The sequence below is a fragment of the Pseudofrankia coriaricola genome, from assembly GCF_032027725.1.
Taxonomy (GTDB): Bacteria; Actinomycetota; Actinomycetes; order Frankiales; family Frankiaceae; genus Pseudofrankia.
Genome location: NZ_JASNFO010000074.1, coordinates 1 through 25,021, shown reverse-complemented (window position 1 = coordinate 25,021; position 25,021 = coordinate 1). Strand labels below are relative to the sequence as shown.

The window sequence follows — 25,021 nt, the reverse complement described above, 5'->3', positions numbered from 1 at the left end:
GCCCCGGGGGGGGGGGGGGGGGGGCCCCCCGCCCCCCCGCGCCGGACGGGGTCAGGAGCCCGTGACCTTGCTGGCCGCGAACGCCGCGCCCTGGGTGGTCATTCCGTTGGAACCGTAGGTCAGATGTGCCACGCCGTTGACGCCGTTGCCGCAGACCGGGTCACCCAGCGCGCAGAACTCCTGTGCCTTGGAGCCGTAGAGCTTGCTGGCGGTCGGGATGTGCTGCCCAAGCAGCGCCAGCGGGTTGCCGAAGACGACAACCGCCCAGACCCGCGGAGCCAGGTTTGTCGGGATCGTCTTGCCACTGCCGAGCAGCGTCGGGATGCCGATCGCGATATCGGTGACGCTGGCGCCCTGCGAGTATCCGCCGAGCACGAACTTGGTGTTCGGGCACTCGGCGGCCACCGAGGTGACGTGGTTGGTCATGTCGGTGGCGCCGGAGCCGGCCGAGGTCTGGGCGACGTCGGCCGCGTAGTTCACGGCATACGAGTTCACGGACTTGCCAGCCAGGTCAGCCTTCAGGGAGCTGACGAACGGGCCACCGGTGATTCCGAGGCCTGGCAGTTCCCCGCTGCCGCGGGCGAAGACGACCTCCACGTCGGCACACTTCACGGGCGTGGGCGGCCCCGAGTCGGGCCCCGGGCAACCGGAGATGCCTCCGGCTGAGGCCGCGGCCATCGCCAGGAATGTGAACAGAGTTCCGTTCTTGAGCACCATCGTCGCGAGCACCTTCCTCGTCGCTGGCTGCCCGGTGGGGGGCCGGGCGCCGTCCCGGTTTGGGGGTGGCCGGGAGCGGCGCGAACGTAACGAGCGCCCATTCAAAGGAAAAATGGCACGTAGGTGCCGATGAGGGCCTTTAGGCCTCTGTTGCAGAGTGAAACTGCAGGCTCGGGTGATGCGGCAAACGGGTTGCCGGGACTCTGGTCCTAGCTATAAAGGACCATCGCCTGGCACTTTTGGGCTAGCAATACGGCTGACCAGCGGAAACCCGCGAGCAGGGCCCGGCCCGCTTGACGTCCAAAACCAGGTCGGGCCGCATTGACACAACAGCCTCGCGCCAGCGCGGCTCGATCCCCGCCTCCGAGCGGCGCCAGAATCCCGCGTGCGCACCCGCCCAGGAGCGCACGGACAAGCCCTGCGGGAGCGCGGATGAGCGATGACGCGAGCCCACTACGTGATCGCCTGACAGATACTGACCAACCCCATGCTATGATCCGCCGCCCATCGGGCACGCCGAGGAAGCGTGTCAAGGACGTCGTCGATGTCGTGCGGCGCGGAGTCGGCGAGCGCCTCGTCCACCCGGCCGCGGATCTGGATGCGCTCGCGCGGTGAGAAGGAGAACGCGGCCACTATGCCCGGTAGCGCCGCCGAGAGCTGGCCGGGTGTCAGGATGAAGTTGCCGAGGAATCCGGGCAGCGACCGGGCACGCGCGGGTCCGATCGCGTAGAACAACGCTTCAGGCGCAGAGCATCGACGAGTGACGTGGATATCGGTGAGCACTTCCGAGGCGCACTCGTTGGAGAAGTCCCAAAGCTCTTTCCAGCCACCGTGGGCGACGGCGGAGAACATCCGGGCGAACGACTCATCCGGTTGACCGTCATCGAGCCAGCCCTGCCAACAAGTCCGCAGGTCCTCCCGGGACGCGTATCCGTCGAACAGACTTGTCCAGACCGGAGCCCACCGTTCCAGCGCAGGTGCGTCAAGGGCCGAGACCGCCCACAGCATGCTCACGCTCACGCCGGCACGGTACGTCTCAGCACGGTACGTCGCGGAATGGCCTTGGTAACCGGTGGTAGGTGAAAGGCCCACCCGGGTTTGCTCCGGGGCGACCGTCACGACACGTGACGCGTACGTGCTCCGCGGCAGGCCGGCCTGTCGATGAAGATCGGTGTCCGGGCCGGCGCGGTTCCCGACCTCGATCGGCCGGGCCGCGGCTACTGTCGGTGCCCGACCGCCCCGGATCGTCATCCGTGGCACTGGCGCGGGCGCCCGCCTCCGAGCGGGATGGTCAGCCGTCTGGTCAGGGATGAGCCCGATGCCACTCGGGGGAAAGAACAGCGGCGCGCCGGCGGCCGCGGTCGTCTCCTCGGGACGCCGGTGAGGGGAACGTGGGCCGGTGGCGCGCCCCGCGGCCGTACCGGGCCTGGCCGCGGCCGACGCTGATCGCCAGCGTGCGCAGCAGGACCTGCGTCTGGTCGGGCTCAAGCGGGATCGCCGGCCGCGATCTGGGCGCACTTCCATTCCAGGTCGGCCCAGAGGCCGGATTCGACGACGTCCGCGGGTACGAAGGGCGGCCGGCGTCGGGCCGCCTCCTCCAGGGCACCGCGTGGCCAGAACAATCCACGCACCTCAGTCGACGCGGACGGCCGTCTCCGACAGCCACCACGCGCACCACCGCCCTTCCGGGTGAGGACGGCAGACCGGACCTGTGGATCAATTCCCGACCAGACCTGTCCCCCGAGCACGAAGGGTCCAACCAGCGCGAGGGCACGACGATTTGCCGTCAACCAGGGGCCGAACGCGGCCCGACAGCACGGCGAAACGACAGATCACACCCAAAAATTGGGTATATCTTGAGATCATCAAAGACTGGCGTCGAGTATGGCCTTACTAGAATTGTGGATACAGGCAACTACGCCGCCTCGTGATATATCCGACACGCCACAGCAGGCGTTCGAGCCATATGTAGAGAGCGTTTCGTGCCAGGCGGCGGCCGCGAGAATCGCGGGCACGTGTCCCGCCGGTGCTTCGGGCGGTCGGAGCGTACGGGCCGTACCACACCTGAGATATCTCAGTGAGCCGCGCCGTCGGCGTCGTCGTGGCAGACTCAGGTACCGTAGTGCCCACCCCCGTTCCAGTCTGCGCTGTCGCCCTACTACAGTTCGTCGAGTGTCAGGTGCTGCGAGGCACGTGGGCGGACCGGCGGGGGTCAGGGTGGACGACCGAGCATGGGATCGGCTCGTGAACCAGCTTCGCAACGGCGAGTGCACCCCGTTCCTCGGTGGCGGTGTCTGCCATCCGACGCTGCCCACCGACAGTCACCTCAGCGCCGTCTGGGCCGCCCGCTACGCCTACCCGTTTCCAGACTCAATGGCGGAACTCCCGCGTGTCATGCAGTACGCGACCACGGTCGAGGGCGAGGGCGTCTACGTCAAGGAACAGCTGAGGGAGGAACTGGCCGCTCGGGGGCAGCCGGATTTTTCCGACCTTTCCGAGCCACACGCGCTTCTCGCCGAGCTTCCCCTCAAGGTCTACGTCACGACGAACTATGACAATTTTATGGTGAGCGCCCTCCGCGCATCCGGAAAGGATCCCAGGGCGCTCGCCTGCCTGTGGGACGACCCACTATCCGAAATTGGCGCCCCGAGTTTGGACCCCGATCCACCGATGGTGGAAAATCCTATTGTATTTCATTTGTACGGAAGTTTCGAGGATCCTCGGACACTCGTACTCACCGAGGACGACTATCTTGACTTCGTGGCGAATCTGTCGGCGAATCGGACCACAATGCAACGCATTGTACCGACCTCGGTGCTTCCGGCTCTGAAGAATGCCCCGCTGCTGTTTATCGGATACCGATACGGGGACTGGAATTTTCGGGTCCTCTTTCACAGCCTGCTACGCACGCTTGCCCCCGTCCACCTGCGACGTCACATAAGCGTGCAGCTCGCGCCCAGCGAGGACGGAGAAACGGGCCTGGATGCCCGCGCCCGAGACTACTTGGACAGGTACTTCGACAGGCGGAATATAACCGTCTTCTGGGGCACAACCGCGGAGTTCTGCCAGCGGCTGCGATTTCTGATGGGGCCGGCATGACGGGGGGTGCGCCGGCTGGTGGCCGCCGGCCCCCTTTCGTGGGTCCACGTTCGTACCAGCCGGACGAGACCGACCTGTTTTTCGGGCGGGAGCGTGAGTCATACGACGTCGCGACCCTGTGGACCAGCCACCGGCTACTCGTGGTCTATGGGCCGTCCGGGGTCGGAAAGACGTCGCTCGTGACGGCCGGAGTCGGCGCGCGGGTGGCTGCCGAGGCGGCCGAGATCCTACCGCCGGGGCGGGTCTCGCAGGCGTCGCCAGTACCCACGGCGGCGCTTTCGCGACACAACCCCTATACCTTCGCGCTGCTGTCCTCATGGTCACCTCACGATTCACCCAACCAGCTTTCCGGACTCTCCGTCACCGACTTTCTGAGCCGCCGCGTCGAACGTTTTGACCGTTACGACGACCCGCTCCCCGTCCTCGCCGCGATTGACCGGTTCGAGGAGGTGTTCCGTGACCTTCCACACCGCCGGCGGTACCGCGACGAGTTTATTGATCACCTCGCCGAGGCCATCCGGGCGCTGCCGCATCTGCGCCTGCTGATCTCGATCCGAGAGGACAGCCTCGCCAGCCTTCTGCCGTACGAGGCCGTGATCTCCAGCGACTCGCGGACGCGCTTCCACGTCGAGCCGCTGCCGGTGGGCGCCGCGCTGCGTGCGGTGACTCGCCCGCTGGCGGGTACCGGTCGGTCCTTCGCGCCCGGGGTGGCCGAGCGCCTCGTCGATGACCTGCGCACGACCGACTTCACCGACCGGCTGGGGGAGACGGCGTCAGTCCAGGCCGAGACGGTCGAGCCGGTGCAGCTGCAAGTGGTCTGTTCCGCTCTCTGGGAGGCCCTGCCCGACGAGGTCAGCGTGATCACGGCTGAGCACCTGCGCAACTACGGCGACGTCGACCGCACGCTTACGGACTTCTGCGCGCGAGCCATCTCGGAGGTCGCCCGCGAGCATGACATCGCGGAGTCTGCTCTGCGCGACTGGCTGGCCCGGTCCTTCCTGACCGAGCTGGGTACCCGGAACACGGTCTACGAGGGCAGAAGCCGGACCGCGGGGATGTCGAATGCTGTCGCCCACGCCTTGGTGGACCGGCATCTCCTCAAGGCGGAATGGCGCTCGGGATCTCGTTGGTACGAGCTGCAGCACGACCGCCTGATCGAGTCGATCCAGGCAGGCAGACTGCGTTGGCCGGAAAGTGACGAGCCGCTGGGCCGGCCGGTCGACTACCTGCGCGCGGCCGAGGCCGCGCTCGCCGACGGTGAGCTCGACCTCGCGCGCAAGCATGCGGAGGAGGCGGTCCGGCTGGCCGGGGGGGACCCGCGGACCTTGGGGGAGGCAGAGTCTTTCCTCGGCAACCTGGCCTTCAACGGCGACCGCTACGACGAGGCTGAGACCCGCTACCGACGGGCCGCGGTGCTGTTCGAGCTCGTTCAGGACTCGACGGCGGTCGGCATGCTGCTGGCCGCGATCGGCCAGCTCCTTCTACGGGCGGGCCGCCACGCCGAGGCCGTGAGCGACCTGCAGGGCGCCGTGGCACGTCTGCAGGGCGACCGCATGCTTCGAGTCGAACTCGCTCACGCGCTTTGGCAGGCAGGCCAGCTACGCGGGGCCGAGGGCGTCTACGGCGGGGTCCTGAGCTACGCGCCGGCCACAGCGGACGCGCTCGCGGGACGCGGCGCGCTGCGCACCGAACTAGGCGACTTCGAAGGCGCGCTGGAGGACCTGGACAACCTGGCCAGGCTGAGGCCGGCCGCCGCGGGCTCGCCTGAGGTGCAGGCCGCCCGCGCATACGCTCTCGCGGAGCTCGGCCGCATCGACGAGGCACGGGCACTCGCGGGCGCGGCGCTCGCGCGGGCGCCAGCCGACGGCGCGGTCCAGTGGCGGGCCGCTGTCGTGGCCGCCAGAGCTGGGGACACCGCTCGCGCGGTCGCCCTGCTGCGAGGGGCGCTGGAGGGCGCGGATCCGCCGCTCATGCCGCACCAGCACACTGGCGCCCGCCGCCTGCTCGAGGAGCTCGGCGGCGAGCGGCCGAACGGCTGACCGAGCTGGCGGGCAGAGCGTCGGCTCAGGGCGAGGACCAAGGGGGAACAGTGCTGGTCGTCTGTGGGTACCGGGCTCGGTCAACCGCGCCAAAATTCCTGGACGGCCCGGAGGCTGCGCCGCCGGGGCGCATCGCCCCCAACGGCCCGTCCCCTTACCAAATGCCGTCCATGCGATCGTCGGCTGGATAAGGCGATTATGACAAGAAGCAAGCACAGCGGCACCCGGTTCCAACCACGGGGGCGGATTCCTGGACGCCGTGGCGCGCCGTATCGGAGGCAACGCCGAACCCGAGCACCCGGCGCGGTTAGATGGTCCGGTTACCTGCACCGAGCTCTCCGGTGCGGCGGCCAGCCCCGGGGAGCCGGGTGGCCGGTGAAGAGTGGGAAGCGGGATACAATCCGAATGTCGTATGCGCAGCGGGGCGGAGGGAAGTGGCGGTGAGCATCGATCCGGCGGTCGGCTCCGGCAGGACAGAGCGGGTGCCTACGGTATGGGGCAACGTCCCGCAGCGGAACAAGAACTTCACCGGTCGGACGCACCTGCTCACTGACCTGCGCGAGCGTCTCCTGACAAAGACCACCGCGGTCCTCCCGCAGGCCGTGTATGGCCTCGGCGGCGTTGGCAAGACGCAGCTCGCAATGGAGTACGCCTACCGCTACGCCAGCCAGTACGAGGTCGTCTGGTGGGTGTCGGCCGACCAGCCCGGTCTCATCCGGGCCGGCCTCGCCGCTCTCGCTCCCCGTCTCGGCCTGACCGTTCCGCTGGACCGGACCGAGGACGCGGTCACCGCCGTGCTCGACGCGCTGCGCAAGGGAGAGCCGCACCCGCGCTGGCTGCTGATCTTCGATAACGCCGACCAGCCAGAGGATCTCAAGAACCTGCAGCCGCAGGGTACCGGGCACCTGCTCATCACATCGCGCAACCGCCGCTGGCAGAGCGTGGTCGAGACGATCGAGGTCGACGTCTTCACCCGCGAGGAGAGCCTTGAGTTCCTCGAGCGCCGTGTGCCGGGTATCGGCCCGCAGAGCGCCGACCGGCTCGCCGAGGAGCTGGGCGACCTGCCGCTCGCCCTGGAGCAGGCCGGCGCTCTGCAGGACGAGAGCGGCATGACCGTCGACGAGTACCTCGCGCTCTTCGCGGACAAGGCCAGCCAACTGTTGGCGGAAAATCTGCCGGCGGACTATCCGCAGACAGTGGCCACTGCATGGAGCGTGTCCAAAGCAACCGTCGGCGAACACAATCCGCAGGCTTTGGAGCTGCTTCGCCGGTGTGCGTTCTTCGGGCCGGAGCCGATCCGTCGGGACTTTTTCAGCAACGGCCGGTTCGCCCTGGAAGAACCGATGCGCGGCTTCCTTTCAGACGGGATCCTGCTCGCCCGGGCGACCCGCGAGCTCGGCCGCTACGCCCTCGCGCGCATCGACAACAACGCCAACACCCTCCAGGTCCACCGGCTTATCCAGCGACTCGTCCGGGAGGAGCTGGGCACGGCAGAAGCGGAGAAGATCCGCCATGACGTCCATCTGATCCTCGCTGTCGCGGACCCGCGCAATCCGAACGACCCCAAGCTCTGGCCGGACTATGCGGAGTTGTATGGGCACGTCACCAGCTCCGCCCTGGTCGAGTGCCAGGATTCCGGTTCCAGGGAGCTGTTCACCAACGTCATCCGCTACCTGTACGCGTCCGGAGACTTCGAGATCGGCCTGGTCGAGGCGGACCGTGCCATCGAGCGCTGGTCCGCCGACTCCGGAGCCGATAACCGTTACGTGCTGGTCATGGCGGGACACAAGTGCAACCTGCTGTGGACGACCGGTCGGTACGACGATGCGTACGAGCTGCGCCGCTCGACCCTGGAGCAGATGCGTGCCACCCTGGGGCCCTCTCACGAGGACACGCTGACGGTTCTCGGCGGACACGGCGCGGATCTTCGTGCCCGGGGTGAGTTCGCGGCGGCCAAGGAACTGGACGAGGAAGCGGTCGCGCTGCACCGAGAGGTTTTCGCCGACCACCTCAACACGTTCTACGCTCTTAACAACCTCGCGGTCGACTATGGTCTTACCAGCGAGTACACGCTCGCGCTCGAACTGAGCGAGCGCAACTACAACTCCTGCAGGATCTTCTTCGGGGGCGACGACAACCTTCATGTCGTATGGGCGCTGGCGACTCTGGCCCGAGACCAGCGGCAGGCCGGTCGGTACCTGGAAGGCCGGGACACCGCCGAACGGGCCTATGGCCTCTACCGAGAGCTGATCGCCCGAGGCACGATCCGCGAGCTGCATCGCGACGCCCTGCGGGCGGCCAGAATCCTGTCGGTCAACCGGCGCAAGGCCGGCGACTTCCCCGCGGCGCTGGCGCTGGCCGAAGACACCTACGACAAATACACGGCGGGCCACCCGCAGAATCACCCCGACCGACTCTTCGCCGGACTCAATCTGGGCAACGCCCTGCGAGCCGTCAACCGGACCGACGAGGCGTTCGATCGCTTCGACCGGACTGTCGGCCGCTTCGAGCAGGCGCTGGGTAGCACCCACCCATACACCTATGGCAGCGTGCTCAACCTCGCGCTCGTGCGGCGGCAGATGGGTGACCCGGCCGAGGCCCGGCGGATACTCGAGGGATCACTCGCCGGCCTGACCGACCGTCTGGGTCCGGACCACCACTACACGCTGACCTGCGTCACCAACCTCGCCACCGCCATCTCGGAGAGCGGGGACGTGGAGTTCGGGCTGCAGACGGGCGCGGACACGTTGCGCCGCTTCCAGTCTCTGCTCGGGCCCAACCACCCGCACACTCTGGTCTGCGCCACCAACTATGCGCTCGACCTCCGCCACGTCGGTCGGGTAGAGGAGGCCGACGAGCTGGCGGCCGACACGATTGACCGCTACGGCAAGGTCCTTTACGAGACCCATCCTGACGTCGTCGCCGCGGTTGAGGGCCGGCGGCTGGACTTCGACTTCGAGCCCGTCGCGCTCTGATCCCGTGTCGCCCGACCTAGCCGTGCTCGTCGAGAGTCTGCGCACTGCTTTCACCGAGCCAACCCGCCAGCGCTTCCGGGTCAGGACCGGTCCCGGTGCGCTCGCCGATGTACAGGTGCAGCGCGCGAACTGTCTCGGGTCGAGCGACGAGGAGCGGTTGGCCTGCCGTACGCAGACCGCGGTGCGCGATCGCAAGCCCGGTCCAGGCCTCGATCCGCTCTGGCGTACGGGTAATTTCTCGCTGGTAGGCGCGGGTGGCCGCGACATGGTCACCCGCCACCAGAAGCACGTCGGCCACGGTTGCACCAGGGAGGGCCGCGGCTAGAGCATCCCGCTTCCCGAGGTCGCGGCGCAGGGCGTCGAAGCGGTCCGGCTCCCGAAGTCGAAGATAGGCGAGCTCGAGGTGCGGCTCCGTGGCTTTACCGCGGCGGCCGCGACGGACTGTCGCCGGAGCTGTTCGCCCGTCGGGGCCAGGCTGGCCTGCCAACCACGCGTCCGCCGCCGCCGCGATCCACGTCTGGTCCGGGTGAATGTTGCGCAGCCGCCAGCTCGTCCAGTGCTCGGCACTGGCAACGCGCGCCAGCGCGAGCGGCAGCGCCGGCACCGCCTCGGCACACCACCGTTCGATGCTCGTCCGCATCCCGACCAGGAAGTCTCGGCCCAGCGCCGTCAGGAGGCTGGATTCATGCAGCCATCGAATCACCCGCCGGACGGCCTCACGCCAGCGCGCGAACTCGAAGTGCGCCAGCTGTGCGCCCGGCCCTTCGGCCGCCTGGCGGTAGACACCCCAGAATTCGGTCAGACCCAGGTAGGCGTACACCCCCTGGAACATTCCTGTGAGCGGGCGCGGGTCATAGCGCCACGGCGCGTAGTGAAGCTCGTCGTCCGACCCGCAGAGCCGGACCGCGTCCTGCAGGACAGCGAGTTTCGTGTGCTGCAGCTCATGGACCAGGGTGACGGCCAAGTCGAGCCCGTCCGTGGGCGGGATCATGCCGACGGCGCCGGGCGCGTCGGTTGAGGTGGCACTCAGCTTCCGCTTCTCTGGGCCAGGATCGAGCGGCACCAGGCAACGGACTCCCGCGGCGATCGCCTCGGCATGGTCCGGCAGGTACCGAACAAGCAGTTCCCATGCCTCGTCCAGCCGCGCCTTCCACACCGCGGCCTCGGTGGACGTCAGGCGGTCCGCGTTTCGGAGCCCGGCGAACCCACGGAAGGGGTCGACGTCATCAAGCGCAATCTCCAACGACCGTCCGTCTACAACGCAACGGAGCTGCCGCAGAGGCAGCCACCGTGACCCGGCCACCGGACCCATTTCGTCTGATGCAACCGTCTCGTCGCCCACCGAGATCCTGAGTGTCTCTCCCGAGCCGTCGGCATGTGCCCGTCCCCACCCGTCCAGCATCTCGGTCCTGATGAGGCCGACGGTCGGGATCATCACCGATCCGTGGCTCACCCGGATCGTCGTCTCGAAGGGAAGGCCCGCCCGCCAGGCCGCCGCCGCCACCACAGCGCCGAAATGCCCGAGATCGGATTCCGCCGAGGATCGTTCGCCGGCGGGATCCAGCATCGTGCGCAGGCAGCGCATGATCCACCCACCGATCTGGGGATTCAGAAGCACATCGGCGACGGCGTCCGGGACAGCGCGGCGGGTCTCCGCCAACACGGCGAGGGCTTCCGCGAACCGGCCCGCGACGAAGACCTCCGGCGCGTGCTCCTGTGCTACCTCGGCGACCGTGTGCACGAGCAAGATCCGTCTACTCAGCTGCATCTTCCAGAGGGCGGCCAATGTCGAGGGCCCGCCGCCTCCGGCGGCCAGGGCGTCGAAGTCCGCCCTGAACAGGCGGTGCGTCTCGTTCACTCGACCTGCCTTGAAAGCCGGGCCAGGTCAGCGTGGACGCGACGACGGATATGACGGATCAGCGCCAGCAGGTCCGGGCAGTAGACAGAAGGGTTGGCGAAGCCCGAGCCCGCGCGGTAGCGGTGTGGGTAATAGCCACCGCCGCACACGTCCCGGATCTCGCACCGGCGGCACTCGGCCGACAGCCCGGCCACACCCTGCTGTCGGGCAACGACGGCCGGGTGACCGAGGGCGAGGTCGAAAGGGCCGTCGGCTACGGTCAGGCCCGTCGCGGGGGCCCCTGGGTAGGCTGCCTTGAGGGCGTCGACCTGCTCCAGCGCACCGTCCGTCTCGATGACGAGGACGCTGGAGGGAGTAAGGCCGATGTCCTCGGTGCCACTCCGTCCGCCGAGCAGCACATGAATGATCTCGGAGAAAAGCCGGACATCGGTGGGTCGCCGCGGGGCTTCGTACCAGCGGTCGAACACCGGGATCAGCCAGTCCGCGTACGGGGTGCCGGGGTCGCCGGGCGTCCGGCCGGGAGGAGGCGCGCTCCACGTGCCGTGCGGGAGCATGAAGTCGACCGCGGGCGGTGCGTGGCGCAGCAGTTCCTCGTACACAGCGAGCGGGTCGTTCGCGGGGTCGACGACGCACAGCAGGCCGGCAAACAGCCCCCGGTGACGCTCGTTGCCGAGCAGCGCGAGCGCGGCCATGACCTGGGCATGGCTGCCTCTGCCGCTGGCGTATGTCCGGTGTCGGTCGTGCGCGGCGGCGGGGCCGTCCAGGCTGATCCCCACCCGGACACGATGCCGGTGCAGCACGGCCAGGATCTCGTCGTCCAGCAGCAGGCCATTGGTCTGCACGGTGACGTTCACGGACACCCGCCGGGGAACGGCCGCCCGCAGAATAGTCAGCGCCTCACCAAGCCACTCAGGCCCGGCCAGCATCGGCTCACCGCCGTGCAGGATTACCCGCACCGCGCGTAGCCCGTGAGTATTGGCATGTTCGCCGATCCGGTGGGCCGCCACCGCGAGAACGTCGAGGGCCATCACGGTTGGCCGTTGCCGCCAGCTTTGGTCCGCCATCTCGTAGACATAGCAGTAGTCGCAGGAAAGATTACAGCGGCTCACGACCTTCAGAATGAACTGCTGAAAAGGTTCTGATCGCCGTTCAATTTCCCGCGGCGCACTGGCCGTGGGCCCCCCTGGAGACCATCCGGCCGCGCCTGCTGATGGTGTCCCGGGTCCCGTGAGCGGCACGGCCACGAGATGCACCCTTTCTCTCTTCCAGCCGCCCTTCAGATGGACGACTTGAAACCAGCAATCGCGCTGGCTGGATCCCGGGCCTCCTGGAGTATCCGTCGCAGGGAATGCGCGAGCGCCGAATCCGGGGCCGACTCCCCGGCCTGCTCGGAAATTGTCGAGCTCAGACGCTCGAAGTCGACCTTTGTCAGGTCGACGAGATCCGTCACGATCTCCGGCGGAGACTCGTTCACCCGCGATCTCCTTCTGTTGCCTGCGGCGGTGGCCGGCCGGCCTGACGACGCAGGCCCGCAGACACGGGCTGGGCTCGTCATGACGAACGCTCCGATCGACACACTACCTGGTAGGAATTACGAGTGTCTGATCTCGCTGGCAACCGCGCAACCATTACCGCGGTGCGCGGTGCGCGGTGCGCGGGTCGAGCCGGGGCTCCCGCGTGATCGTGGCCTGGCGGTTTTGCCAGGGGACGCCATGGAGATCGAGCACGGCCGTTGGGCAGTGTGGACGCGGCCGCCTTCACGACGATCGGGTAGCCGGCCTCGGCGTATCCGTGTTGATCACAGCGGCGCATAGGCCCGCAAGGTGACCGGAGGTCGGCGGTCCAAAGGAGAGGACGTTCTCGTGGAAACCGACGTCGCGCACGTCGTGGGCCATGTTGTCGAGCGTTCAAGGTAGCGGAGCGTGGGCAGCGGGCACGGAGAGCTGGCGGTCTCGACGAGGCAGCCGGTGATCGCGGAATCGACTGAAGATCCTTGAGGTCTGGGTCAATGGCCTGGTGGTGGGGGCGTCCGCTGGGCTGGTGGCGGTGACGCCGAGTGTGTGAGGTATCCGGATGGGGGCGGTCTGACCGCGCATGGGCGGGCTCGCCGGGAGCGGGTGCGGTTGCGGGCCGCCCAGAAGTTCGCCGCGGGGGCGTCCTGACCGGACGTGGCCCTGGTCCTCCGGGCCTCGGTGATGTCGGCGAACCGGTGGCACCGCGCGTTCGAGGCGGGCGGGTCGAGGCGTCGGCGTCGGCGTCACGATGGGCGTAGCGCGCGGCGAGCCCGAGGCTGCCCACGTCTGTCATATTTCGCTTATGACAACGGCCGCGTGCGGGCCAACCCTTCCTGCGGTTGAGGATCAGTGACGTGTCGGGTACGAGGATCGATGACGAGCCGGATGAATGGGACTTCTTCGTCTCCTACACCGCCGCGGACGCGGAGTGGGCGGAGTGGGTCGCCTGGCAGCTGGAGGACGCCGGCTACCGAGTGCTGATCCAGGCATGGGACTTCGTGCCTGGATCGGACTGGATGTTCCGCATTCAGCAAGGAATCGCCCATGCACGGCGGACCATCGCTCTGGTGTCCGCCGCCTATCTGCGGTCGGTGTACGGCGGGGAAGAATGGCGTGCAGCGCGCGCGGCCGATCCCGAGGGTTTCGCCCGCAAGCTGCTCCCCATAAGGATCGAGGACTGCGACCTGCCCGGCCTGCTGCGCACCGTCGTCTGGATCGACCTGTTCGGTCGGCCACCAGAAGCCGCCCGCAGCCATCTCCTCGAGCGCGTCGGTCACGCAGTGGCGAACCGCGCGAAGCCGCCCGTCGCGCCGCCGTTCCCGGTACCTGATGGGGCGGCACCGCCGAGCGCCGAACCCCCCTTCCCACTACCTCAACCCATCGAGCGGCACTTCACTGTTGCCCACCGGTACACTTTCACCGGCCGCGCCGACAGCGCGCAGACCGTGGCGTTCTCCCCGGACGGAACCCTGCTCGCCACCAGCTCCTGGGACAAGACCGCGCGAGTCTGGGACACCACCAGCGGCACCCTCCACGCGACCCTCACCGGCCACACCGACTGGGTACACGCCGTCGCCTTCTCCCCCGACGGGACCCTGCTCGCCACCAGCTCCGCCGACAGGACCGTTCGGATATGGGACCCCAAGAGCGGCACTCCGCGCGCGTTCCTCATCGGCCACACCGGTGCCGTCGGGTCAGTCGCGTTCTCCCCTGACGGGACCCTGCTCGCCACCAGCTCCGCCGACAGGACCGTTCGGATATGGGGCGCCACCAGCGGCACCCTCCGAACGACCCTCACCGGCCACACCGGCGCCGTCGGGCCAGTCGCGTTCTCCCCTGACGGAACCCTGCTCGCCACCAGCTCCTGGGACAAGACCGCGCGAGTCTGGGACACCACCAGCGGCACCCTCCGAACAATCCTTACCGGCCACTCCGGCGCCGTCGGGTCAGTCGTGTTCTCCCCTGACGGGACCCTGCTCGCCACCAGCTCCCGCGACCGGACCGCGCGAGTCTGGGACACCACCAGCGGCACCCTCCGAACGACCCTCACCGGCCACACCGACTGGGTACACGCCGTCGCCTTCTCCCCCGACGGGACCCTGCTCGCCACCAGCTCCCGCGACCGGACCGCGCGAGTCTGGGACACCACCAGCGGCACCCTCCGAACGACCCTCACCGGCCACACCGACTGGGTACACGCGGTCGTGTTCTCCCCTGGCGGAACCCTCCTCGCCACCAGCTCCTGGGACAAGACCGCGCGAGTCTGGGACACCACGAGCGGCACCCTCCGAACAACCCTCACCGGCCACACCGGCGCCGTCGGGCCAGTCGTGTTCTCCCCTGACGGAACCCTCCTCGCCACCAGCTCCGCCGACAAGACCACGCGTCTCTGGACAATCGGCTACGAACCCTGAACGGTCGCGTCGCCCGAGGGGATCTCACCTCCGGGCTCCCAGCAGGCTGGGTATGTCGCCGAGGAACGAAGTCAACGTCGTGGGTCGGGCCGGACCCGGCGGACAGGACGCCTGCGTCCTCGGCTCCGGTGGCGGCATGGAGCCGCGCCAGCGCCTCGGCAAAGTCGATCACCCAGTTCATGGACGCCACCAAACTGGACAATCTCCGCGGATCGGCAACCATTCGCGGTCGCGGAACGACTTCCCTATGGGGAGGGGACCCAATTCGACGGAGCCATACATGACCCTGAGACGAACAGCGCGGACCGCGGCTCTGGCGGTGGTCGCCGTCGCCGCGATCGCCGGCTGTGTACCCGCCGGATTCCCGGGCGGCGGAGGCGGCACAGCGGGCACCCCGACCGCCTCGCCATCGGTCCGGCCGACCACCTCTCCGTCGGTCCCACCGACCACCACACCGTCGTCGCCGTCCGCCACCCCGGCGGCGACCACGACACCCCCGCCCACCGCGACCCCGTCCGGACCGGCGTCCAGTGACTGCGGTCGGACGGCGGGCGCCTCGCCGACGGCGAGGATCACCGAGGTCAGCCTGGGGTCCCAGGTGGTCAGCTTCGCGCCGCAGGGCGACACCGACCCGTTGCCGACCGCGATCGCCGCGGCACCGGGCGGGGGGTCGTGGCTGGCCTGGCTGGGCACCGACTCCAAGGTCCACCTGGGCAGGCTCGACTGCGGTGACCAGTTGGTCGGTACTCCCACGTCCGTGGACGGGGTCGACCTGCAGGACATCAAGGCCGATGCGCAGGGTGTGGTGGTCCTGCTGACCCGTCCCGGCCCGCAGGGCAGCGGGAAGCTGTGCGGCGGAACCTCCAGCCCGACCAAGACCATGTGGATGGTCCGCTTCGACAACTCCGGCCGGCAGGTGTGGGAGCAGCAGGTCACCAACCTGAGCGGCAGCCTCGGCGGCTACGATCCCGGGGCTCTTTTCGTGTGGTGGTACAACCACCACGGCACCCTGGCATACGACGGCACCAACTACGCCGCCTACTTCGAGGCCGCGATCACCGTGGCCAACGGCAGCTGCGTCGACATCCACGAAGGTGACCGGATGCAGGTGGTCAACGCCACCACCGGCTCCCCGGTCTCCGGGCACGACAGTTTCGCCTGGGGCTGCAGCCACGCCTGGGACTCCCACATCGTCTGGGACGCCCGGACCGGCCACTTCGCGATGGTCTGCGCCACGGACAACAAGTGCCGCATCGCCCGCCCTGCCACCGGCCAGACCGTCGCGGCCGGAGTCTGTGACGGGACCCTGTTCGGCGGCAACATCGTGCTGGCCGGTACCCAGGGCTACTGGACGGCCTGGAGCAACGGCAACCAGACGAAGCTGGAGCACTTCTCCACCGGCGCGTCCGACCAGACGGTCCTGACCGCCGACAAGACCCAACACTCACACCTGGCCGCCTACGGCCCGGCCAAGATGCTCCTGACCTGGAAGTCCGGAACCTCGATCGCCGCCCAGGTGTACGACTCCACCACCGGCAAAGCCGTGGGCGGCCAGTTCACGATCGCCGCGCCGGACCACACCTACGTCGAGGCCAAGGACTACACCGACGGCAGCGTCGCCTTCCCCGCCGCCGGCACCTCCACCACCTCCATCCGGATCGTGCGGGTCATGCCGCTCGCCTGACCCCGCGGGAAAGGGACGGTCTCTCCGCCGTCCCACGCCTCGACCGACCTCGACGCCTGCGCGACGTGCGCAGCCTGGTCGGGCGGGGGGCCGGCCGCCCCGCCGCCCGGCCGCGGCCCCCCCCCCGGGGGGGGGGGGGCGCCGGGGGGGGGGGGGGGGGGGGGCCCCCCCCCCCCCCCCCACCAGGCCAACTCTCTGCAGGATGGTTCATACGGCTGCGCCCTGGGGTCGATGTCCATCGAGCTGTCCGACGCCGACGAGCCGTCCCGCGCGGCGCTCTTCGGAACGTTCACGGCCTGGAAAGCACTGATCGCCGACGCCCTCACCCGGCTACGCGACCTCGGGATCCTCGCGAAGGCCGCCGATCCCGGCACCGGCTTCAGTTGAAGCGCCTGCTCAGCCTGGCCAAGGCCTGACCTGGGACCCGGCCACCCGCGGCCCACCAGCCAAAGGCGAGCACCATGGACCTCACCGAAATCGCGAACCCGAGTCACCGGGTCGGCCCCGTTGACGGGCAGCAGCGTCTCCATAACCCTGAGGAATCCCTCGACGGCGACCGGGCCGATGGCTACAAGGTCGGCCTCCCGCAGCGGGCATCCGTGGTGCCACGGGAAGCCACATGATCTGCCCGACCCTGCTGACCTCCGTCGGCACCGTCCAACCGTCGCTTCAGGTCGCTTATATGCCGGGTTATGCTCTGCCGGTGCTCACCACCGAGGACCAGCCCAACTCGGGCGTCATCCTGCTGAAAAGGCTGTTCTTGGAACAGGTGCCGCTCCACGCGGTCCGTCAGGCTCACAGCGGCTGAGGCCAGCGGGCACGTATGAGCACGCCGGTCACGGGCGTACGCGTCACGATTACTCGGCGGTTCACAATGACGGCCGATTGTCGGCAGATAGACAGTTTCTCCGCGGACAGCCTCCGCGCAATACGCGTGCTCTCACGTCTGTGAAAGCCATCACACAGGGGGGTCATGGAAGCGGGGGTAACGATGTCAGCCGGGCTGACCGTCCGCAGTGGGCACGAGGTTGTGGCTGTCGTTCCGGCGGGCCAGTCGTGCGTCATCGGGCGGACAACTGGCGGTGACCCCCTGCTGGCGGACGACCGGGTCTCCCGGCGCCATCTGCTCATCGAGCCGACCCCCGAGGGCTGGACCGCGGTCGACGTCAGCACCTTCGGCACCTGGCAGAACGGCTGGCGGGTCGGACGGGTCCTGATCCACGAGGAGTCGCACCTGCGGCTCGGCGCGCCGGACGGCCCGATGCTCACCCTGGTGCCGCATCCGACGGCCGGTCCGGCCGGCCCGCATTCGTCGGCACTGGCGGTGTCCGTCACCGCGGTCGACGAGCCCGCCGAACAGCGGTCCCAGCCCGACGACTTGTTGGAGCAGCCGCAGGCCGGCCCCTGGGGGCGGCAGGCGGAGCACTGGGACTCCGCCGGGCCTTGGAACCAGCCCGCCGCGTCGACGCCTGTTGGAACCTGGGAGCCACCGGTCTCGTCGATCCCGATCGGGCGCTGGGACCCGCAGGCGTACTCGCCCCCCACCAGTTCCTGGGAGCCGCCGGCCGCGCCGCTCCCTGTCGACCCCTGGGACGCCCGGACGGCCGTGCCGCCCTCCAGCCCGTGGGACGCCGCCCAGCCCGCGCCTAACCCCGGGTCATCTGGGAACCCGCGGGCGACGTCCACCCACGCCGCTTCCCGGGACACCGCTTCCTGGGACACCGAGGCACTCCCTCCCCCCACTGGTTTCCCGGCCGAACAGGTCTCGCCGGACCCGGCGCCGTCCGTCCCGGTCAGTTCCTGGGACCCACCGGCGATCTCGGTCCCAGCTGGATCCTGGGAACCGCCACCACCCGCGGCGCCCCCCACCGGGCCGCGGGATCAGCACGATCGACACGATCAGTACCTGCCCTGGCCGTCCGCTCCGGACTCCTTGGACCCACTGGGGACCCTCGTCATAGATCGGCCGGACCTGACAGGCAGGGCGCCGCACGCCGCCGACCCGGCTGCCGGGGCGTCCGCCGTCGCCGGCCGGAACCCGACGCCATCTACCCGACGCCCGGACGACCGGGCCGCGGCGCCGGCGCGGCGGCACGGGGACAGCCCGGCCATGGGCGACTCCGCGCATCGCGCGGACAGGCCGGCTGGAGCGTCATCCGCGCCGGGCGCGGTCGTCCCTTCCGAGGTCAAGCGCCATCACGAGCGCCCAACGCTGTTGCCCAAGAAGGCACGTTCTGGATCGGGGCCCCGGATGCCCCCGGCCGAGGGCGGCGCGCCGGATACCGCCGCGGGGCTCGGCCGCATCCACACGCTGCGGCCGGGCCGGACGGTGATCGGACGGGCGCTGTCGAGCGACGTCGTCGTCGGGGACCTGCTGACTTCGCGGGAGCACGCGGCGCTGTTCGTCGACGCCGAGGGTGTCGAGATCATCGACCTGGGCTCGGCGAACGGCACGTTCGTCAACGGCCGCCGGATCGACCGGGCACGCCTGCGGACCGGGGACTTCTTCTCGATCGGGCACCACGTCTTCCACACTGGCGCCGCCTCGGCGGAGAAGAACGCGGTGCCCACACGGCTGGTCGAGTACCTCGATCACGGTGACGTGACCTTCCAGGTGGACGGGCTGTGCGTCGACGTCGGCGAGACCCGGCTGCTGCACGACGTCACCTTCCGCCTGCCCGGGCGTGCCCTGCTGGGTGTGATCGGTCCGAGCGGCGCCGGCAAGTCGACGCTGCTGGGCGCCCTGACCGGCTTCCGCCCGGCCGACGTCGGAACCGTCCGCTACTCCGGCCGCGACCTCTACGCCGAGTACGACGAGCTGCGCCGCAGGATCGGCTACGTCCCGCAGGACGACATCCTGCACACCGCCCTCACCGTCCGACAGGCCCTCGAGTACGGCGCCCAGCTGCGCTTCCCGGCCGAGACCACCAAGGAGGAACGCGCCAGGCGCGTTGACGAGGTCCTCCTCGAACTCGGCCTCACCAACCGGACGGGCGAGGCGCGGGCGGAGCGATCCAGCCGGGATCCCGATGACGCCGCCCGTCGCCGCCGCCGTCCAGCCGGCGCTGGCGGCCCCGGCGACGAGGACCTCGACGACCTCGACGATCCGGCGGACGGCCTCGACGACCTCGACGACCTCGACGACGAGGTGCCCGGGGGCGTCGACCTACCTGGGCTGAAGGTCTCGAAGCTCTCCGGTGGCCAGCGCAAGCGGACCAGCGTCGCGCTGGAGCTGCTCACCCAGCCGACCTTGCTTTACCTCGACGAGCCCACGTCGGGCCTTGACCCCGGCCTCGACAAGGAGGTCATGGAGTCGCTGCGCCGTCTCGCCGACGGTGGCCGGACGGTGGTCGTCGTCACCCACAGCGTCGCGAACCTCGACCTTTGCGACTATCTGCTGGTGCTCGCCAGGGGCGGTCACGTCGCCTACTTCGGTCCCCCGGCGCACGCGCTCGAGTTCTTCCGCCGCGGCAGCTGGTCGGACGCCTTCCAACTGCTCAAGAACCCGAAGAGCGCGGTCAGGCTCGCCCACCGGTACCGGAACTCGAAGCACTTCATCCGGGGCTCGGCGAGCGTGCCCAAGCCGCGGCCGGCACCGTTGGAGAACATCCGCCAGCAGTCGGTGCTTTCCCAGGCGCTGACGCTGAGCCGTCGATATCTGCGGGTCATCGCCTCGGATCCGGCCTATCTGCGGCTGCTGGTCGCGTATCCGATCGTGCTTGGCCTGATACCGCGGACGCTGCCGTCGAACTACGGCCTGGCCGCGTCGACCAACCCGGAGGAGGCGAACACCGCTGCGTCGTCGATCCTGCTGATCCTCATCCTTATGGCCTGTTTCATGGGGATGTCCAACTCGATCCGGGAGCTCGTCAAGGAACGCGAGATCTACCGCCGAGAACGCGGCATCGGCTTGTCCACGGCGGCCTACCTTGGGTCCAAGGTCGCGGTGCTCGGGATGATCACGACGGTGCAGAGCGTCGTGCTCACCATGGTCGGCCTGACGGGCATGAAGATCTCGGGTGACGGCGTCCTCACCGGTATGCCGCTGCTGGAGCTCACGATCGCGGTGGCGGCCACCGCGATCGCCTCCGCGATGATGGGCCTCGTCGTGTCCGCGCTGGTCGACAACGCGGACAAGACGCTGCCGCCGCTCGTCGTGGTCTCGATGGCGCAACTGGTGTTCATGGGCGCGATGATGCCGCTGGCGGGAAAGGCCGGCCTGGAACAGATCTCCTGGCTCTTCCCCGCCCGCTGGGGGTACAGCGCCTCCGCCTCGGTGATCGACCTCATCACGGTCCAGCGGATTGGCGACGAGCGGTTCGCACCCGGAGTCCCGGTCGACCCGCTGTGGAAACACACGGCGGCGACCTATCTCATCGACCTCGGCGTCGTCGCCGTCATCGGCCTCCTCTGCGCGGTGGTCGCCGCCCGGCTGCTGCGCCGCCTCGACCCCCAGAGCGCCCAGCGCGGCTCTGCCCGCGCCCGCGGGCGCTGACCCGACTCCGCCAGCTCGGGCCACAAGGGTGCTCGGTCGGCTCAATGGACACGCGCTGCTCGACCGGACGCGGGCCCGCCGAGTTCAATGGCGGTCGGACCGCGGGTAGCAGGCGGGCGAGGTACGGCTGGCCCCGCAGGGAGTGCCAGTCGTAGGGGTTGACGGCGACCGCCCGCACCCGGAGCAGCACCTCGCCGTCGCCCGGCTCGGGCTTGTCGACCTCGGCCAGCTCCAGGTCGTCGGGCGAGCCGTACCCGCGGAAGACGAACGCTTTCATGTGGTGCCCGCCGCGGCACTCGTGCCTGTGGTGGCGTCCCCGCTCATTCGACGGACCTCAGGATCTTCTCGATGGAGGCAGTACGGCCCCGGAGCTCGGCGACGTCGGTGGCCACCCGCTGCTGGGCGTCCATCGTGTTCTCGGCGAGCTGCTCGAACCGCTGGACGAGCTGCCGCAGGTCCTCCGTCTGCGCGGTCCGGAGCTTCGTCTTGCGGTAGTCGAAGGTGAACCAGAGGACCGCGATGGTCACGGCTGCGATGGCGAGAAAAAACGCGAGGGCGGCAATCCCCTCACCCGCGCTGAAGTCATCGGCGACGTACATCAGGAAATCTCCTTGGGTGCGTGACCCTTGTCCGGGTCATGGCTGGTCAGGCTGCGTGCCGCAAGGGCCAGCGCGGGCGCGGTCAGGCGCAGGTCGAAATCGGTGACCTCGTAGTACTTCATGGCTTTGCCGTCTTCCGAGAGCTCCAGGCTGCCGACGATCAGGCCGGCAGCCTCCAGGCGCTGCAGGTGCATGTGCATGAGCGGCCTGCTCACGCCGATCACCCGAGCCAGGTGGCTCACGTAGTCACGGCCGGTGGCCAGCGTGGCGACGATGCGCAGCCGCAGCGGGTTGGCCAGGGCTGCCAGCATCTCGACCAGCTCGTCGCCGGTCGGCCGGGCCTCCGTCATACCCCTCCTTCACCTGTAAGGGATCTGTGACAGGTGAAAAGATAGCACATCATGTGTCCGATGGCACTGACAAAAGATGGCGGAGTGGGTGGGCCCGCGGGTGCGCCACACTGGACGAGCTGCGATCACTGCTCACGCTCCGCGACGACCTGTCCGATCAAGGACTCCCCCAGGACCGGCGCAACGAGCTCCACAAGGCGCTCCAGACCTGGATCGCGCCGGCGGAGGACAAGCTTGCGACCCTGCGCACAAAGACGACCGTCGTCGAGGAGTTCGTCGCCGGCCTCGACTCCAACTCCGACCGGGCCGCCCACAGGTAAGGCGAGCAGGCGCCACCTCCGGGCGCGCGACGGTCTCGTCAGGCGTGGGCGCGACAAGGTATTGCCACTGGCTCACGCTCCGCTGTGGATATAGGCGGCCCACAACGAGGGCGTGCGGGGCAATCGGTCGCGCAAGGCCCGGGCAGCGCCGTGCAACGCCGCGGCGGACCGGTCTGTGTCCAAGGCGCCGGCTTCGGTGCGCAGGGCGGTGTAGAACTCCTCGGCGATCTTCACAGCTATGACGTCGTTGATCTCCCACAGCGTGCCGACGACATGCCGGTAACCGATCGCTTGGAAAGCCGTCGTGAGGTGGATGGCCTCATCGAGGAGCGCGGCATTGCGGTTGAGGGCGGCGATCGTCGAGGCCAGGTCGGGCAGGGCATTCCGCGTCGGTTCGTCGAGCTCCACCGTGCCGAGGGTGACCACGCTCATGCTGGCGGTGGCGCACGCGGACAGGTAGGCGAGGTCGGCCCGGGTCACCCGGGCCGAGGCGAGTCCAGCCACGGTCAACGGCGCGGTCTGGTGGTCGCTAAGGAGAAGGCGGCTGTGTGCCGGGTCGACGGGGTCGCTGGCGCCATGGCACGCGGGCGTCGCCGTAACCGCCTGACGGAGAGCTTCCACGGCGGCGTCGAGATGTTCCCCGGACCCGGTCCGTTCGAAGAGAACGCCGTCGCCACCAGGCTGGATCACGAGCTCGACCTTGACCTCGCCACCATCTGGCCATACCTGTGGCTCACCGTGCCCGACGCCGCCCGCCTCGAGATCACCAACGCACGTGAGACGATCGACCGCGCCACCACCCTGGCAGGCTGGGGCCTGCTCTACGTCGTGGTCGCGGCGGTGTGGTGGCCCGGTCTGCTCATCGTGATCGCCGTCGTCGCCACCGCGCACCACCGCGGACGCGCGGCAACCGACACCTACGCGCTCCTCCTGGAGGCGACTGTCCGGCTCCACACGGTCGCCCTCGCGCACGGTCTCGGCCTGACCCACACCGGCCCGCTCTCCCGCGAAACCGGCAGGGCGCTCACCAGCCTCCTCGGAAGCCGGTCCCCCGCCACCGCCTGACCTCCGAAACAACCTCGCCTACGCGCGACTGTTCCGACAAACCACGTGACGGTACGGATCGCAGGTCACGGTGCCTTGTCGCTTGTCGGTGATCCCCGGTTGACGAGGGCCTCCAGCCCGGGCTGTCGTCGGCGAGAAACGGATTGACGATCATGCCGGAGTGACCATGGTCAAGGCCCGCAAGCTTCCGCGGCGGGCGGACGATCGACCCGCGCGACCTCAACCGATGGTGAGACGTCATGTGACTTCCCAGTACGTTCTGGCATCGTCACCTTCCTCTCGTGCCCTCGACCTCGTGTTTCAGGGGATCTCCAGACGAGCGGCTGGGTCAGGGCGCGGTGAGGGCTTCGGTGGGCTGGAGGTGGGAGGCGCGCGTGGCGGGGTACAGGCCGGCGACACCGCCGATGGCGAGGGTGGCCCCGAGGGCGAGGAGCATCGTCCAGGGCGGGACGACGGTGGGCCAACTCTGGAGGGTCGCGTAGCAGGTGGTGACGCCGACGCCGAGGACGAGTCCCGCGATCCCCCCGAGCGTGGACAGCAGCAGCGCCTCGGTCAGGAACTGGTTGCGGATGTCGCCGCGGGTGGCCCCGAGCGCGCGGCGAAGCCCCACCTCGCCGCGCGCTCGGGGCCACCTCGGGCACGAAACTGATTTCTGGCACGGTACAGCTTATGGCGGGCCTTCGGAGCGCAATGCAGGCGGCGTCATCCGCTCGAATTCTCCTTGAGGTAGGTGTCATAGATCAGCCGGTCGTCGGCCGAGAGTGACTCCTGGGGGATGTAGGAGAACCTGAAGTCCGTGTTCACGACGTTGGCTCTGTTGTACAGCTCGTTGTCGGAGGGCGACCATGTCCCTATCTGCTCATTGACGCTCGGATTGAGCATCATAAATATATTGTCGCTTATCCACCTGTTGACAGTGATTGGATCGTAGGTGGGGTAGAGCTTGCATGCTCCCGTGGAGTTCCGCCAGTTGAAGTACATCTGCGTGCCGTCCACGAAAGTGCTGAGATATAGATTCTGGCCGTTTTTCTGCAAAGTCCACAGCAGGGCACCGTCCGTGGTGGCGGAGCTCGAGTACAGCCATACTCCATCATTGGTGACGTAGGTGTCGAAACCGACGTTGTAGAGGTAGCCACGGAACGGACTTCCGCTGTCGTACTGACTCTGAGCCAGCCACGCCAGACCAAGTGTCGAGTAGAGGCTTGCCAGCTCCCGATCGAGATCGACCGCCTCTTCTCGGGGCTTCGCTGTGGACCCGTGCGTTTCGCGCACCTTCTTCAGTACTTCCTGGCGGTATTCCACGGAGACAGGCATGATCAACTCCCTTGGTCTCTCGGGCCACAGGCGCCCACACCAAACGTAGATGAGGACGCCGAGTCGAAGGCCGCTGGGCGGACTGGGTTGACGTCAGTCCCCTGAAAACGCCAGAGTCCTCCTTCCCCGGTGACCTCGCCTGAAACGCCATCATTGAGGCGCCGCGGGCCGCGGCCGTTCTTTGCCTGCGGCCATCCCTCCCGCCGCCAGGCTTACTCGGGGGTTCACCGAAAATCGGGACTCCGTCAGTGATCCTGGGGACAACGGCCGCCGCGCGTGCGAAGGAAGATCATTTTCGCACACCCTTTGGCCCTCTAGTGATCCTGGGGACAACGGCCGCCGGGCGTGCGAAGGAAGATCATTTTCGCACGCCCTTTGGCCCTCTAGTGATCCTGGGGACAACGGCCGCCGGGCGTGCGAAGGAAGATCATTTTCGCACACCCTTTGGCCCTCTAGACCTGTCTTCCGCACGTCCGTGCGGTGAGACAGTTGCTTGATCCCTTGTTCGGACCACGTCGGGATGATCGCGATCCGTAGTGACGGGTCTGGGACTGTTCGTGGCTGTGTCGGTCGCCAGG

At 68.6% G+C, this 25,021-nt stretch carries 21 protein-coding genes; 10 read left to right on the top strand and 11 right to left on the bottom strand.

Translation table 11 applies throughout. The features are described from left to right. Window positions 1–51: 51 nt before the first annotated feature. The 3 genes from QOZ89_RS32935 to QOZ89_RS32925 form a co-directional block, all read right to left on the bottom strand. The gene (locus QOZ89_RS32935) at window positions 52–717 is read right to left on the bottom strand and encodes a cutinase family protein (protein WP_083418880.1); all 666 of its coding nucleotides are present in this window, start codon (window positions 715–717) and stop codon (window positions 52–54) included. A 453-nt stretch (window positions 718–1,170) separates the two neighbouring features. Further along, window positions 1,171–1,836: a hypothetical protein gene (locus tag QOZ89_RS32930; protein WP_131804046.1), complete on the bottom strand. Its 666-nt coding sequence runs from the start codon at window positions 1,834–1,836 to the stop codon at window positions 1,171–1,173. A gap of 365 nt (window positions 1,837–2,201) precedes the next feature. After that, window positions 2,202–2,339 (bottom strand): hypothetical protein, encoded by a 138-nt coding sequence (locus tag QOZ89_RS32925; RefSeq protein WP_157910526.1) that lies wholly within the window; start codon window positions 2,337–2,339, stop codon window positions 2,202–2,204. Between the two features lie 622 nt (window positions 2,340–2,961). On the opposite strand from QOZ89_RS32925, the gene QOZ89_RS32920 reads away from it, so the two are divergent. The 3 genes from QOZ89_RS32920 (at window position 2,962) to fxsT (ending at window position 8,830) form a co-directional block, all read left to right on the top strand. Further along, window positions 2,962–3,816, top strand: a complete 855-nt coding sequence (locus QOZ89_RS32920; protein ID WP_071049747.1) for an SIR2 family NAD-dependent protein deacylase — start codon at window positions 2,962–2,964, stop codon at window positions 3,814–3,816. Between the two features lie 38 nt (window positions 3,817–3,854). Further along, the gene (locus QOZ89_RS32915; RefSeq protein ID WP_198543302.1) at window positions 3,855–5,855 is read left to right on the top strand and encodes a tetratricopeptide repeat protein; all 2,001 of its coding nucleotides are present in this window, start codon (window positions 3,855–3,857) and stop codon (window positions 5,853–5,855) included. A 440-nt stretch (window positions 5,856–6,295) separates the two neighbouring features. Further along, entirely contained in the window at window positions 6,296–8,830 is a 2,535-nt protein-coding gene (fxsT, locus tag QOZ89_RS32910; RefSeq protein WP_071049795.1) for an FxSxx-COOH system tetratricopeptide repeat protein, read from the top strand. A 16-nt stretch (window positions 8,831–8,846) separates the two neighbouring features. Here the strand turns inward: fxsT and QOZ89_RS32905 are convergent, their stop codons facing one another. Genes QOZ89_RS32905 through fxsA form a run of 3 tightly spaced genes read right to left on the bottom strand, consistent with a single transcriptional unit; the run spans window position 8,847 to window position 12,162 of the window. Further along, window positions 8,847–10,688 (bottom strand): HEXXH motif domain-containing protein, encoded by a 1,842-nt coding sequence (locus QOZ89_RS32905; RefSeq protein ID WP_071049749.1) that lies wholly within the window; start codon window positions 10,686–10,688, stop codon window positions 8,847–8,849. Beyond that, window positions 10,685–11,926, bottom strand: a complete 1,242-nt coding sequence (locus tag QOZ89_RS32900) for an FxsB family cyclophane-forming radical SAM/SPASM peptide maturase (RefSeq protein ID WP_274536550.1) — start codon at window positions 11,924–11,926, stop codon at window positions 10,685–10,687. Before QOZ89_RS32900 ends, QOZ89_RS32905 begins: the two co-directional genes overlap by 4 nt. Window positions 11,927–11,964: 38 nt before the next feature. After that, window positions 11,965–12,162, bottom strand: a complete 198-nt coding sequence (gene fxsA, locus QOZ89_RS32895; protein WP_071049750.1) for an FxSxx-COOH cyclophane-containing RiPP peptide — start codon at window positions 12,160–12,162, stop codon at window positions 11,965–11,967. Window positions 12,163–13,056: 894 nt separating this feature from the next. Between fxsA and QOZ89_RS32890 the strand changes: the two genes are divergently transcribed. The 5 genes from QOZ89_RS32890 (at window position 13,057) to QOZ89_RS32870 (ending at window position 20,795) form a co-directional block, all read left to right on the top strand. Then, on the top strand, window positions 13,057–14,616 hold the full coding sequence (locus tag QOZ89_RS32890; RefSeq protein WP_312627593.1) for a toll/interleukin-1 receptor domain-containing protein: 1,560 nt from the start codon (window positions 13,057–13,059) through the stop codon (window positions 14,614–14,616). Between the two features lie 280 nt (window positions 14,617–14,896). Continuing rightward, a complete protein-coding gene (locus QOZ89_RS32885) occupies window positions 14,897–16,300 on the top strand; it encodes a hypothetical protein (RefSeq protein WP_071049844.1) in 1,404 nt (467 codons plus the stop codon). A gap of 231 nt (window positions 16,301–16,531) precedes the next feature. Then, complete coding sequence (locus QOZ89_RS32880) at window positions 16,532–16,687, top strand: hypothetical protein (protein ID WP_157910531.1); 156 nt, start codon at window positions 16,532–16,534, stop codon at window positions 16,685–16,687. A 232-nt stretch (window positions 16,688–16,919) separates the two neighbouring features. Beyond that, window positions 16,920–17,108 (top strand): hypothetical protein, encoded by a 189-nt coding sequence (locus tag QOZ89_RS32875; protein WP_071049845.1) that lies wholly within the window; start codon window positions 16,920–16,922, stop codon window positions 17,106–17,108. A 183-nt stretch (window positions 17,109–17,291) separates the two neighbouring features. After that, the gene (locus tag QOZ89_RS32870) at window positions 17,292–20,795 is read left to right on the top strand and encodes an FHA domain-containing protein (RefSeq protein WP_312627589.1); all 3,504 of its coding nucleotides are present in this window, start codon (window positions 17,292–17,294) and stop codon (window positions 20,793–20,795) included. 320 nt (window positions 20,796–21,115) lie between these two features. Here QOZ89_RS32870 and QOZ89_RS32865 read toward each other — a convergent pair whose 3' ends face one another. Next, window positions 21,116–21,394, bottom strand: a complete 279-nt coding sequence (locus QOZ89_RS32865) for a hypothetical protein (protein WP_071049847.1) — start codon at window positions 21,392–21,394, stop codon at window positions 21,116–21,118. Next, the gene (locus QOZ89_RS32860; protein ID WP_071049848.1) at window positions 21,394–21,744 is read right to left on the bottom strand and encodes an ArsR/SmtB family transcription factor; all 351 of its coding nucleotides are present in this window, start codon (window positions 21,742–21,744) and stop codon (window positions 21,394–21,396) included. Before QOZ89_RS32860 ends, QOZ89_RS32865 begins: the two co-directional genes overlap by 1 nt. A gap of 53 nt (window positions 21,745–21,797) precedes the next feature. Here QOZ89_RS32860 and QOZ89_RS32855 point away from each other — a divergent pair, with 53 nt between their 5' ends. Continuing rightward, a complete protein-coding gene (locus tag QOZ89_RS32855; RefSeq protein WP_071049849.1) occupies window positions 21,798–22,064 on the top strand; it encodes a hypothetical protein in 267 nt (88 codons plus the stop codon). Between the two features lie 72 nt (window positions 22,065–22,136). Here the strand turns inward: QOZ89_RS32855 and QOZ89_RS32850 are convergent, their stop codons facing one another. Further along, window positions 22,137–22,685, bottom strand: coding sequence for a CHAT domain-containing protein (locus tag QOZ89_RS32850; protein WP_157910533.1), 549 nt, complete (start codon window positions 22,683–22,685; stop codon window positions 22,137–22,139). On the opposite strand from QOZ89_RS32850, the gene QOZ89_RS32845 reads away from it, so the two are divergent. Next, the gene (locus tag QOZ89_RS32845; RefSeq protein WP_071049851.1) at window positions 22,611–23,129 is read left to right on the top strand and encodes a hypothetical protein; all 519 of its coding nucleotides are present in this window, start codon (window positions 22,611–22,613) and stop codon (window positions 23,127–23,129) included. The genes QOZ89_RS32850 and QOZ89_RS32845 overlap by 75 nt on opposite strands. A 328-nt stretch (window positions 23,130–23,457) precedes the next feature. On the opposite strand, the gene QOZ89_RS32840 is transcribed toward QOZ89_RS32845, so the two are convergent. Together QOZ89_RS32840 and QOZ89_RS32835 are read right to left on the bottom strand one after the other, a co-directional pair. Then, complete coding sequence (locus QOZ89_RS32840) at window positions 23,458–23,739, bottom strand: ABC transporter permease (RefSeq protein WP_071049852.1); 282 nt, start codon at window positions 23,737–23,739, stop codon at window positions 23,458–23,460. A gap of 92 nt (window positions 23,740–23,831) precedes the next feature. Continuing rightward, entirely contained in the window at window positions 23,832–24,443 is a 612-nt protein-coding gene (locus tag QOZ89_RS32835; RefSeq protein ID WP_131804054.1) for a hypothetical protein, read from the bottom strand. Between the last annotated feature and the right edge of the window lie 578 nt (window positions 24,444–25,021).

Bases quoted from the DNA above. Each gene is read 5' to 3' on its own strand.
- QOZ89_RS32875 (WP_071049845.1), top strand. From the start codon at position 16,920: ATGATCTGCCCGACCCTGCTGACCTCCGTCGGCACCGTCCAACCGTCG.
- QOZ89_RS32880 (WP_157910531.1), top strand. From the start codon at position 16,532: ATGTCCATCGAGCTGTCCGACGCCGACGAGCCGTCCCGCGCGGCGCTC.
- QOZ89_RS32860 (WP_071049848.1), bottom strand. From the start codon at position 21,744: ATGACGGAGGCCCGGCCGACCGGCGACGAGCTGGTCGAGATGCTGGCA.
- QOZ89_RS32935 (WP_083418880.1), bottom strand. From the start codon at position 717: ATGGTGCTCAAGAACGGAACTCTGTTCACATTCCTGGCGATGGCCGCG.
- QOZ89_RS32885 (WP_071049844.1), top strand. From the start codon at position 14,897: ATGACCCTGAGACGAACAGCGCGGACCGCGGCTCTGGCGGTGGTCGCC.
- QOZ89_RS32870 (WP_312627589.1), top strand. From the start codon at position 17,292: ATGTCAGCCGGGCTGACCGTCCGCAGTGGGCACGAGGTTGTGGCTGTC.
- QOZ89_RS32835 (WP_131804054.1), bottom strand. From the start codon at position 24,443: ATGCCTGTCTCCGTGGAATACCGCCAGGAAGTACTGAAGAAGGTGCGC.
- QOZ89_RS32865 (WP_071049847.1), bottom strand. From the start codon at position 21,394: ATGTACGTCGCCGATGACTTCAGCGCGGGTGAGGGGATTGCCGCCCTC.